Annotated in this window: 11 protein-coding genes; 5 read left to right on the top strand and 6 right to left on the bottom strand. The window is 61.6% G+C overall.

All coding sequences use genetic code 11. The annotated features are described in order from the left end of the window. The first annotated feature begins 147 nt into the window (after positions 1-147). From ABVQ20_RS08260 to ABVQ20_RS08275, 4 genes are all read left to right on the top strand, one after another. The gene (locus ABVQ20_RS08260; protein ID WP_354459022.1) at positions 148-1,137 is read left to right on the top strand and encodes a sugar ABC transporter substrate-binding protein; all 990 of its coding nucleotides are present in this window, start codon (positions 148-150) and stop codon (positions 1,135-1,137) included. Continuing rightward, positions 1,134-2,135 (top strand): ABC transporter permease, encoded by a 1,002-nt coding sequence (locus ABVQ20_RS08265; RefSeq protein ID WP_354459023.1) that lies wholly within the window; start codon positions 1,134-1,136, stop codon positions 2,133-2,135. Before ABVQ20_RS08260 ends, ABVQ20_RS08265 begins: the two co-directional genes overlap by 4 nt. After that, a complete protein-coding gene (locus tag ABVQ20_RS08270; protein WP_354459024.1) occupies positions 2,132-2,896 on the top strand; it encodes an ATP-binding cassette domain-containing protein in 765 nt (254 codons plus the stop codon). The genes ABVQ20_RS08265 and ABVQ20_RS08270 overlap by 4 nt, the downstream gene beginning before the upstream one ends. A 79-nt stretch (positions 2,897-2,975) precedes the next feature. Further along, positions 2,976-4,061, top strand: coding sequence for a Gfo/Idh/MocA family protein (locus ABVQ20_RS08275; RefSeq protein ID WP_354459025.1), 1,086 nt, complete (start codon positions 2,976-2,978; stop codon positions 4,059-4,061). Between the two features lie 9 nt (positions 4,062-4,070). Here ABVQ20_RS08275 and ABVQ20_RS08280 read toward each other — a convergent pair whose 3' ends face one another. The 6 genes from ABVQ20_RS08280 to ABVQ20_RS08305 form a co-directional block, all read right to left on the bottom strand. Continuing rightward, the gene (locus ABVQ20_RS08280; RefSeq protein WP_354459026.1) at positions 4,071-4,436 is read right to left on the bottom strand and encodes a hypothetical protein; all 366 of its coding nucleotides are present in this window, start codon (positions 4,434-4,436) and stop codon (positions 4,071-4,073) included. Between the two features lie 44 nt (positions 4,437-4,480). Beyond that, positions 4,481-6,067 (bottom strand): gamma-glutamyltransferase, encoded by a 1,587-nt coding sequence (ggt, locus tag ABVQ20_RS08285; protein ID WP_354459027.1) that lies wholly within the window; start codon positions 6,065-6,067, stop codon positions 4,481-4,483. 127 nt (positions 6,068-6,194) lie between these two features. After that, the gene (locus tag ABVQ20_RS08290; protein WP_354459028.1) at positions 6,195-6,995 is read right to left on the bottom strand and encodes an ABC transporter permease; all 801 of its coding nucleotides are present in this window, start codon (positions 6,993-6,995) and stop codon (positions 6,195-6,197) included. Beyond that, positions 6,992-7,903: an ABC transporter permease gene (locus ABVQ20_RS08295; protein ID WP_354459029.1), complete on the bottom strand. Its 912-nt coding sequence runs from the start codon at positions 7,901-7,903 to the stop codon at positions 6,992-6,994. The genes ABVQ20_RS08290 and ABVQ20_RS08295 overlap by 4 nt, the downstream gene beginning before the upstream one ends. Next, on the bottom strand, positions 7,900-8,982 hold the full coding sequence (locus ABVQ20_RS08300; protein WP_354459030.1) for an ABC transporter ATP-binding protein: 1,083 nt from the start codon (positions 8,980-8,982) through the stop codon (positions 7,900-7,902). Before ABVQ20_RS08300 ends, ABVQ20_RS08295 begins: the two co-directional genes overlap by 4 nt. A gap of 102 nt (positions 8,983-9,084) precedes the next feature. Beyond that, positions 9,085-10,125 (bottom strand): ABC transporter substrate-binding protein, encoded by a 1,041-nt coding sequence (locus ABVQ20_RS08305; RefSeq protein ID WP_435528328.1) that lies wholly within the window; start codon positions 10,123-10,125, stop codon positions 9,085-9,087. 226 nt (positions 10,126-10,351) lie between these two features. Between ABVQ20_RS08305 and ABVQ20_RS08310 the strand changes: the two genes are divergently transcribed. After that, positions 10,352-11,050 (top strand): GntR family transcriptional regulator, encoded by a 699-nt coding sequence (locus ABVQ20_RS08310; RefSeq protein WP_354459032.1) that lies wholly within the window; start codon positions 10,352-10,354, stop codon positions 11,048-11,050. Positions 11,051-11,080 lie beyond the last annotated feature (30 nt).

Raw genomic sequence — 11,080 nt, forward strand, 5'->3', positions numbered from 1 at the left:
GGCTCGAAGCCGACAAATCATATGACTGTCGCTGCCCTGACGGCCGCCTGTCATCAATGGGTGGATTCGCACCGCAACGTCCGGCGCAGGCCTTTCCTTCGCCTGAGACCGATCAACGAGACACAATCAACAACGGGAGGAAGAACTATGCGCTTGTTCAATTGTCTGGCGGTGAGCGCCAGTCTGTTTGCGATGATGGCTTCAGGGCCGGCATTCTCCGAAGACGCCGCGAAAGTCGCGGCCATCGTCAAGGGCCTCGACAACCCATTCTTCCAGACCATGCAGAAGGGCATCGAAGAGCAGGCAAAGGCCAACGGCGTCAATGTCACCGTCCAGGCCGCCGCCAATATGGGCGACGCCACTGGACAGGCCGACCGCCTGACCGCCATGGCCATGCAGGATTTCGATTGCTACCTGGTCAACCCGATCAGCGTCTCCAACCTCGTCCAGGCCCTTGTGCCGGTCGCGCAGAAGAAGAAGCCGATCGTCAACATCGACAGCACCATCGACGCCGAGCAGGCCAAGGCTGCCGGCTTCGCCGTCTCGACCTATATCGGCACCGACAATGTCGCCGCCGGTGCACTGGCCGGCGAAGAAATGCTGAAGCTGGTGCCGAAGGGCTCCAAGGTCGCTATCATTGCGGGCATCGTCGGCGATGTCGGCAGCAACGCTCGCATCAAGGGCTTCAAGCAGGCCGTTGAAGGCAAGCTCGAAGTCGTGGTGATGGTCAGCGCCGATTGGGATCGCGAGAAGGCGCTGACCGCCGCCACCGACATCCTCGCCGCGCATCCGGACCTCACTGGGTTCTTCGCCGCCAACGACATCATGGCGCTCGGCGTCGAACGCGCCGTGCGGACCTCTGGCAAGGAAGTGAAGGTGATCGGCCTCGACGGCATCGTCGATGCGCTGAAATCGATTGCCGCCGGCGAACTCTCCGCCACCGTCGCACAGTACCCCTATGTCGTCGGCGCCATGGGCGTCGAGGCCTGCGCCGTGGCCGCCAAGGGCAAGGAACTGCCCGCCAACGTGCCGGCACCGGTGCTGCTGATCAACAAGGACAATGCCGAGGCCTCGCTGAAGAACTTCCCGCGCCCCGGTGGCGACTATCCTGATCCCTTCCGCGAGATGTTGAAGTGAGCACTCCTTCAGACAACGCGCCCGCCGCCCATTCGGCGGGCGCAGAGGAGAGTCGTCCCTCCCTTGCGGCTCTCCTCCTCGATCCTTCCTTCTGGGCCGACTGGGCGTCCGTCGTCGGCCTGGTCGGCCTCGTCATCGTGTTCGGCATCGCCCAGCCGGTCTTTCTCAGCGTCGCCAATCTGCAGGCGCTGTTGCTGGCGGCGGCGATCCTGGTCGTGCTGTCGATCGGCCAGACTTTTGTGGTGGCGACATCCGGCATAGATCTTTCCATGGCCGCTTCCGTCATGCTGGGCGCCGTTATCCTTGGCCTCGTCAACGCCGCGGGCTGGGGTATCCTCCTCGCCTGCGTGGCTGCGGTTCTCGCCACAAGTGCGGTCGGGTTTCTCAACGGCGTCATCATCACCGCCGGGAAAATACCCGACTTCGTGGTGACGCTCGGCACGCTTTCGGCGATCACCGGGCTCGGCCTCATCCTGTCGGGCGGTGAGCCAGCCATGGTCGGCTCGACCTTCCTGCTCAAGCTGGCGTCCGGTTCCTTCGGTCCGTTCGGCTATCCGGTCTGGGTGGCTATCGCCGCCGTCATCGTGGCGCATATCGCGCTCTATCACACCCGCTTTGGCGTCCATTTGCTGGCGACCGGCGGCCAGACCGAAAGTGCGGGCGCGCTTGGCATCCGCACCAACCGGGTCAAGATCGCCGCCTACACGATTTCAGGCCTTTGCGCCGGCATCGCGGCAATTCTCCTGGTGGCGCGCATCGGTTCGGCCGAGCCGCTGATCAACACCAGCCTGCTGCTGAATTCGGTGGCCGCCGTCGTGCTCGGTGGTGTCAGCCTGTTCGGCGGCCGCGCCAGCATTCTCGGGCCTGCCATCGGCGCGCTGATGCTTACGGCACTGGTCAACGGGCTGACTCTGCTCAGTGTGTCCGCCTTCTATCAACCGCTTGCCGTGGGCGCCATCGTGGTGCTGGCGGCGCTGATCATGCGGTATCAGAAATGAGCGCCGTCAATCACATCCCGTCCTCGGAGGCGATCATCGCCTGTGAAGGACTGAGCAAGCATTTCGGTGGCATACGCGCCTTCACCGACGTCGCCTTCCAGGCCCGTCGCGGCGAAGTCACCGCCGTCATTGGCGACAATGGTGCGGGCAAATCCTCCCTGATACGCAGCCTGGTCGGCGTGCATCAGCCGGACGCCGGCAATCTGTTCTTCGACGGCCGAGCGCGACCTTTCACCAATCCCGACGAGGCACGCAAGGCCGGTATCGAAACCGTGCATCAGAACCTGGCGCTGATCGACGAACTGACGGTGGCGCAGAACCTGTTCCTCAACCGCGAGATCGTACGCCGGATCGGCCCCTTCGCTTTCCTCGATCGCAAGGCGATGAAACGCGAGGCCCGCTCCATGCTGTCGCGCCTTTCGATCAACGTGCCGTCGATCAACCAGCGTGTGCGGCGCCTGTCGGGCGGCCAGCGGCAGGCGATATCAATCTGCCGTGCCGTCGGTTCCGGCGCCAAGCTGGTTGTGATGGACGAGCCGACGGCGGCACTTGGCGTGCAGGAAACGGCCAATGTCGAGGCGCTGATCCGGCGCCTGCGCGAACAGTCCGTCAGCGTCATCCTGGTCAGCCACAATTTCGATCAGGTCCGCCGCCTCTCGGACCAGATCTGGGTGATGCGGGCAGGACGCATGGCAGCGACGGTGCGCGCATCCGAAACAACCGGCAACGAACTCGTTGCGCTCGTCACCGGCGCGGCTTGACTGCCGCGCCTAACGACATCTTTACCAAATGAACGTTGGTTTTGACCAACCGAACGATTGAGTTGAAAGGGAGCATGCCGTGGCGGTGATCCGTGTCGGACTTGTAGGTCTTGGAGAGGTCGCGCAGTCGATCCATCTGCCGGTGCTGAGCGATCAGCGCGACCGCTGGGTCATCGCTGGCGTCCATGACGTCTCGCCAAGCCTCGTGGCGCTATGCACATCCGAATACGCGACCGCAAAGGCCTATGAATCCGCGGAAGCCCTGATCCGTTCGCCGGACATTGATGCCGTGTTCGTGCTGTCCTCCGACGACACGCACAGCCGCTTCGTGCGTGCGGCCATGGAGGCCAACAAGCATATCCTGCTGGAAAAACCCGCCTGCCTGACGGTGCGCGAGATCGACGAGTTGCTGGCACTGACACCTAACTACGGAAAGACCCTCTTTGTCGGCTACATGCGCCGCTACGCGCCGGCCTATCTGGCGGCCAGGGATGAACTGCCTGATCATGCCGACATCACCCATGTCCGCATCTTCGACCTGATCTCGGAAGGCCGGCATTTCCTCAAGAAGAGCCAGAATGTCCTCTATCCCAAAGACATCGACGCGGACTTGCTTTCGCGTGGCGCAAAGGAGCGCGATGCGCTGATCCGCGAGGTGGTGGGCGTCGATGCGCCGGCCGACCTGATGCGCGCCTATCGCGGTCTGACCGCTCTGTCCTCGCACCATATTTCGGCGATGCGTGGGTTGATCGGAGAGCCCGTGGGCGTGGTCGCGGCACACCGCACCAATGGCGGCGCCAACACCTCAGTCACCTTCGACTACGGCCATTTCGCCTGCTGCTATGATGCGGTCGTCGACGATATCGGCCTGTTCGACGCCATGATCGAAGTGCGCTCGAACACCAGGCGTGTGCGCATCATCTATGACACGCCCTATATCCGCAGCCTGCCAACCCGGCTGGAGGTGACCGATGCCGGTCCGCTTGGCCCGGTGACCAGGACTTTCGGTCCGCTCTACGGCGACGCCTTCTCCAACGAGTTGGAGATTTTCCACCGCCACATCACCGAAGGCACCAAGCCGCTGACCGACCTGGCCGATTCACGCCGCGACCTGGCGCTGATGGCCGAGATCATCGATCGGATGAAGAAGAGCGGCCGAGGCTGAGAGCGCTCGCTACTTCCCGCAATGGTGGTCGTTGATCTTGTTCAACGCATTCGCGTCGGGCCCGACACGATGGTATGAGCAGGCTCCGGCAGCCGTCGTGACCAATTGCTGGTCGTAATAACGCGGGCCACCGAACAGGAAGTCGATGACGTCCCTTTCGGCGGGAACATAGTGTTCGGGTTGATCCTGACGCTCGTAATGCCGGTCTCCAGCAGCCGCCGACCCGCAAATGCCGCAGCCTATTCCGACAGCGAGGGCGAAGATCGCAGAACATTTCGTCGTCATCGGCAAATACCCTCTTGGCCATTCGGACTCACACCATACATCCAAAATCGCCAGTCGAAAAAAGGTTCCCGAGACGGTCTCGTCAAGCACCAGCCTGATCGGTGGTGGTTGTCCTTAGCCTCGCCCGTGTGCAGTCAGTAGCCAAGCGCCATGCCGTCCTTGCGCGGATCCGAAGCCCCGGTCAGCGTACCCTTCTCCCAGTCGATCAGAACCAGTTGGCCGCCACCCAACGGTTCGTACGGCGCCGTGACCTTGTGGCCGCGTCGGCGCAGGCCTTCGATGGCTTCAGCAGAGACGCTGCGTTCGGCGCTGACCATGTCGTCATTGTAGAACACGCGCGGCGCGTCCATCGCTTCCTGGGGGTCCATGCCGAAATCGAACATGTTTGTCAGCAGATGGACATGGCCGAAGGGCTGGTAGCCACCGCCCATCACCCCGAATGGCATCAGCGCGCGACCACTCCTGGTGACCATGCCTGGCATGATGGTGTGCATCGGCCGCTTGCCGGGAGCGATGCAGTTCGGATGCCTGGGATCAAGGCGAAAACTCGTCCCGCGATTCTGCAAGACGATTCCAGTTTTTGGGCCGACAATGCCGCTGCCAAATGAAAAATAGGTCGAGTTGATGAAGCTGACCGCGTTGCGGTCGCGATCGACCACCGAAATGTAAACCGTGTCGCTGCCGGGCAACGCAACACGCGGCAGACGCGTCATGGCACGATCGCGGTCGATCTCGGCGCGCAGCCGGTCCGCATAGTCACGCGACAAAAGTTCTTTCACGGGGACCGCCACATGGTCCTGATCGCCAACCAGATTGTCGCGATCGCGATAGGCAAGCCGTCCCGCCTCGATCTCCAGGTGGAGCCGCTCGGCGCCGTTGGGATCGAGCCCGCCCGGCAAGAAACCGGACAGCACGTTCAGCATCAACAGCGCGGTAAGGCCCTGATTGTTCGGCGGCATCTGATGGATGTCGTAGCCGTGGTAGGAGGTGCTGACGGGCGTCGTATAGTCGCCCCTTGTCGACGCGAAATCGTCGAGCGTGTGCAGGCCACCCAGTGCCTGCAACCTCGAGACCATATCATCGGCGGTCTCGCCTTCATAGAAACCAGCGCGACCGTCCCTGGCGATCTTGCGCAGCGTCGCGGCGAGTTCCGGCTGGCGATGCACATCACCCGCCACCGGCGCCCTGCCACCCGGCAGGAAGATGCGTGCGGCGTGCTCGTCGGCCGAAAGATCCGTCTCGGGATCCGCCCAGTCGAAGGCGACACGGTCGTGCACGACATAGCCGTGCTCGGCATAGTGGATGGCGGGAGCCAGCGCATCGGCGATGCCTTTGCGGCCATGATCTTCCAACAGGCGGCACCAGGCGTCCACGGCGCCGGGTACCGTCACCGAATGCGGTCCGCCAGCCGGAATGCGATCGAAGCCTTTTTCGAGATACCAGTCGACATTCGCGGCCGCGGGAGCGCGGCCCGAGCCGTTGAATGCCAGCACATCGCCCCCTCCATTCGGGCAATAGAGAACGAAGCAGTCGCCGCCGATACCGGTTGACTGCGGCTCCACGACGGCCTGCACGGCTGCCGCCGTGATCGCGGCATCCATCGCATTGCCGCCGGCGCGCAGCATGTCCACGGCGGCAAGCGTAGCGAGCGGATGCGATGTCGCGGCCATGCCTTCGGTGGCGCGGACTGGAGATCGGCCGGGAAACTGTAAGTCACGCATCGAGGGTCAGTACCTTGTCATAAGAAGAAGCTATAAAGTTTGGGCGTAAGCTAAAGCTTTCGCATCGAGATTCGTCTTGCATGAGCTTGGTTTCGAAAAACCCGTTTTTTATTTTTCCGGACATGCGTTAGCGGCGACGACCGAACAGTTGCGCCATCGACAGCAACACGACCGAGAGCACGATCAGGCAGGTGGAGATCGCGGCGATCGTCGGATCGATCTGGTCGCGCAAGGCGTTGAACATCCGGCGCGTCAGCGTCGTCACCTCGCCGCCGGATATGAAGAACGAGACGACAACCTCATCGAACGAGGTGATGAAGGCGAACAGCGCGCCTGAGACGATCGAAAACCGTATCTGCGGCACCGTTACTTGCCAGAAGGCGGCAAAGCGCCCTGCTCCCAGGCTGCGCGCCACCCGCTCCTGGTTCATGTCATAGGACCTGAACCCGGAAAGCACTGTCAGCATCACCAGCGGCAGCGCCTGAACGGTGTGGGCCAGCACCAGCCCGGTCATGGTGTTGTTCAGGCCGACACGCGCATAGATGAAGAACGTACCGATGCCCACGAGGATGACCGGTACGATCAAGGAGGCCGTCATCAGCGCGTTGATAAAACCCGACATGCGCAGCATCCGCGAATTCAACGCATAGGCGGCCGCCACTCCGATCGGTGTTGCGACGATCGTCGTCAGGATCGCGGCCTTGAGCGAGACGATGGTGGCGTCACGCCATTCCACGGACTGGAAATAAGCTTCGTACCAGCGCAACGACCATTCCTGCGGCGGGAACTGCAGCAGCGTCGACCCCGAAAATGACATCGGCACGATGATCAGCGAGGGCGCGATCAGGAACAGCAGTACGAGGCCGCCAAAGGCATACAGCCATAGCCGCCGCCAATGCGAGATCGGCAAACCAAGGTCCTCGTTCATCTTGCGCTCCAGACGCCGGTGGCTCGGGCTCCGAACAACCTCTGCAGAAGCGCAAGAAGGCCGAGTGTGACCGCAAGCAGGATGACCCCGAGCGCGCTGCCGGCGCCCCAGTTGGAATAGAGGCTGGTGGTCTGTTCCATCCGCATCGCCCACATGATGACCTTGCCGCCACCCATCAATGCCGGCGTGACGAAGAAGCCGAGGCACAGCACAAAGACGATGACCACGCCCGAAGCCAGACCGGGAAGCGACAGCGGAAAGAATATCTGGCGAAAGGTCGCCGATGGGCTGGCGCCAAGATTCATCCCGGCCCGCAGATAGTCGGAATCGATCGCCTTCATCGAGGCATAGAGCGGCAGGACAAGGAAAGGCAGCATGATGTGCGTCATGCCGATGATGACGCCAGTGAAATTGTTGGCCAATGACAGCGGCTGGTCGATCACCCCGAGATTCATGAGCCAGGTGTTGACCAGGCCCTTGCGCTGCAGGATCACCAGCCAGGCATAGGTGCGCACCAGCACCGAGGTCCAGAACGGCAGGATCACGAAGATCAGGCACACGGAAGCGATGCGCTGCCGCAACTGTGACAGCATGTAGGCAAGCGGGTAGCCGAGGAGGACGCAGAGCCCGGTGACCGTGAAAGCCACCTTGAAGGTGGTGACAAAGGTCCGGATGTAGGAACTCTGCTCGACGAAACGGGCATAGTTGGACCCGCTGAGCATGCCGTTTTCGTCAAAGAACGAAAGCCAGAACAGCCAGCCGATTGGCAACACGATGATCACGCCAACCAGCAGCAGGCCTGGCGAACACAGTGCCAGCAAGGCCAGTGATTCACGCCGCGCATCCGCCTTCAGCACGTCGGCGTTCGCGCCGCGAAGGTGACCTTCGGTGTCCGCCAGCGTCGTCATGCTTCGCTCGTCACGATGCTGGTGTCTTCGGCGTTGATCTGAAGATTGATCGCCTGCCCGTCTTGCGGAATCCTCGACAGAATGTCGCTGCGGCAATAGTCGCGAAGTGCGACCTGCTCGCCATTGGCCAGCGTCACGTAGCAGATGAAACTGTCACCTTGATAAACGATGTCGCGGACCGTGGCTGCAAAGACATTCGTGCTGGTTTCCGAAGCGCCTCCGGCGAGCCTGACACATTCCGGGCGTGCGACCAGCCAATGCCGACCCGACGGCGGCACCGGCGACCCGGTATGAATTCTCTGTCCAGCGTACCATGCGGCGCCGTCCCGGCAGTCGACGGGGATGAAATTAGAGTCGCCGATGAAGCCGGCGACGAACCGGGTGCGAGGTTTGGCATAGAGCGTCTTGGGTTGATCCAATTGCTCGATGCGGCCCTTGTTCATGACGGCGATCCTGTCCGACATGGTGATCGCCTCGCGCTGGTCGTGGGTGACATAGACAGTGGTCATGCCCAACCGGCGATGCAGGCTGCGCAGCTCGATCTGCATATGCTCGCGCAGCCCCTTGTCGAGCGCCGAGAGCGGCTCATCCATCAGGACGATGCGTGGCTCGAACACGATCGCCCGCGCCAACGCAACGCGCTGGCGCTGGCCGCCCGACAACTGGTCGACGCGGCGGTCGGCAAGGCCCTGCAATTGCACGAGTTCAAGCGCCTTCTCGACCCGCTCGGCCGTTTCCACTGCCGCGATGCGCCGCTGCTTCAACGGGAAAGCGATGTTGTGGAAGACGTTCATATGCGGGAACAGCGCATAGTTCTGGAACACCATGCCGATGTTGCGCTTGTGCGGCGGCATGGTGATGACCTCATCCCCGCCGATCCTGATGCTTCCGGCATTGGCTCTTACAAACCCGGCGAGGATCATCAGAAGCGTGGTCTTGCCTGACCCGGACGGACCAAGCAGCGTGAGGAATTCGCCGGGCGCCACGTCGAGATCGAGATCACTGAGAACCGGGACGCTGCCGAAGCGCTTGGCAATTCCCTTGATGCTGATCGGTGGCGAGGACTGTGCTGCGGACAAAATCGACACTTCCTTCAGAGATGAGCTGTGCGAGAACGCAAGAGACTTCTCTCGCCGGAGAATTGCCCCGGCGAGGACGTGCTTGTCGGACCGGACGCGGCCTTACTGCTGGATCAGGTTGTTGAATTTTTCCGTGGCTTCCACGAGGTTGTCACGCCAGAATTCGGCATCCTGCAGAACCTGTTTCTTGACGTTCTCGGGCGATGAATTGATGTCCTTGATCCTGTCCGCGGGGATCTTGCCGGTGTCAAAAGCCTTCTCATTCACCGGCCCATTGTCGACATAGAGCGGCAAATTGGCCTGCAGCTGCGGGCTGACGAACATGGCCAGCGCCTTCATGGCGATGTCCTTGTTCTTCGAGCCCTTCGGTATGACCATGCAGTCGGCGGTGAGAACGCCCTGATCGAACGAGAAGCTGACCGGCGCGCCTTCCTTCTTCAGGGTACCGGCGCGTCCGTTCCAGATGCTGGCCATGTCGACCTCGCCATCCTTGACCAGTTGCATCGCCTGGGCTCCGGACGTCCACCAGGCGTCGATGTGGCCACGGATCTTGTCCACCGACTTCAAAGCGCCGTCGACGTCCACGGGATAGACCTTGTCGATGGGAATCCCTTCGGCAAGAGCCGCGACGCTGAGCGTCTCGGTCGACTGGCTGCCGCTCAGCGCACGGCGGCCCGGAAACTTCTCGACATTCCAGAAATCGGCCCAGGTCTTCGGTCCCTTGTCGCCGAAGACATCTGTCCGGTAGATCAGGACCACGGACGTGTAGGAGATGCCCACCCAATCGTCATGCACCAGCTTCGGATTGATCCCGCTTTTGTCGATGACACTGTAGTCGAGCTTCTCGAACAGGCCTTCCTTGGAACCCCTGGCACATTCGTCAGCACCCAGCTCGGTGATGTCCCACTTGACCGCATTGCCGGTCACCTGGAGCCGGACATCATCCAGCCCGTTGGTGGTGTCTTCCTTGATCGTGATGCCGAGCGCATCGGCGGTCGGCTTGAAGAAGGCTTTGGTCTGCGCTTCCTGATAGGTGCCGCCCCATGAGGCGACAGTGATCGTGTCGGCCGCGAGCGCGCCCGAAGCGACGCCAACGGTCAGGCCAGCCATGGCCAATGCACTTGCAAGGCTTGATTTTCTCATCGTCATGTTCCCCGGATATTGCCATTGTTTCGGCATTCTATTTTGTATACAATTTTGAATGTAATCGCTGGCAAAAACAAATGTCAACTTGAAAGATCGCGTTCTTCAGCCATAAGCTGGCGTCTGTATCGGACAGTTGAGTGGCCGGCGACCACCGCTGTCCCGACGATGCCGGGCAGCCGACGGTGGCCGGCGTTTCTCGAGCAAGAATTGGAAATCGCTTAGTATGGCCAAGGGGAAGAATACGCTGCGCGAATCCGTGTACGGGTCGCTGAAGGCGATCATCGTCACCGGACAATTGCCGCCGGGCGCACGCGTCACGGAAAACGACCTGGCGGTGAAGCTGAAGGTCAGCCGCACGCCCGTTCGCGAGGCGTTGAACCGGCTGGAGCAGGACGGGCTGGTGATCGGCCGCCCGCGTCAGGGCTACATCGTCACCGAATTCGACATCCACATGTTCCGCGAAGCGTTCGAGATACGCGAACTGCTTGACGGCTATGCGACCGAGTTGGCGACAGCCAAGATCACAGACCCCGAGAAGGAACGCCTGCGCGAAATGGTCAGGGAATGCGAGCGGCTTGCCGCCCTGCCCGACCGCAAATCGGAGGACATGTTCCAGGAGTTGCAAATCGGAATGGACATCCACCGCACCATTGCCGAGATCAGCGGCAATGTGATGCTCTGCGGAATATTGAACGGCATTCTCGACAAGTGCCAGCACTACGTCTGGATGGAGTTGCTGAGGCTCGATGAGTGGAAGATCGCTCGCGACGAGCACTTCGATATCGTCGAGGCGATTTGCGAAGGTGATGCCGCACGTGCTGTCGAATTGACACGTGAGCACATCCGTGGATCGCGCAACAACATCCTCCGGCTGCTGCAAGCGAAGTCCGACTACCAGACATTTCTTGCTCGGGCCTCGTAGCGCAAACGAAGCCGAGCCGGCCGGCCGGCA

The sequence above is a fragment of the Mesorhizobium shangrilense genome (assembly GCF_040537815.1).
Lineage (GTDB): Bacteria > Pseudomonadota > Alphaproteobacteria > Rhizobiales > Rhizobiaceae > Mesorhizobium > Mesorhizobium shangrilense.

Coding starts and splice junctions, on each gene's coding strand:
- ABVQ20_RS08260 (WP_354459022.1), top strand. CDS start 148: ATGCGCTTGTTCAATTGTCTGGCGGTGAGCGCCAGTCTGTTTGCGATG.
- ABVQ20_RS08270 (WP_354459024.1), top strand. CDS start 2,132: ATGAGCGCCGTCAATCACATCCCGTCCTCGGAGGCGATCATCGCCTGT.
- ggt (WP_354459027.1), bottom strand. CDS start 6,067: ATGCGTGACTTACAGTTTCCCGGCCGATCTCCAGTCCGCGCCACCGAA.
- ABVQ20_RS08290 (WP_354459028.1), bottom strand. CDS start 6,995: ATGAACGAGGACCTTGGTTTGCCGATCTCGCATTGGCGGCGGCTATGG.
- ABVQ20_RS08295 (WP_354459029.1), bottom strand. CDS start 7,903: ATGACGACGCTGGCGGACACCGAAGGTCACCTTCGCGGCGCGAACGCC.
- ABVQ20_RS08305 (WP_435528328.1), bottom strand. CDS start 10,125: ATGAGAAAATCAAGCCTTGCAAGTGCATTGGCCATGGCTGGCCTGACC.
- ABVQ20_RS08310 (WP_354459032.1), top strand. CDS start 10,352: ATGGCCAAGGGGAAGAATACGCTGCGCGAATCCGTGTACGGGTCGCTG.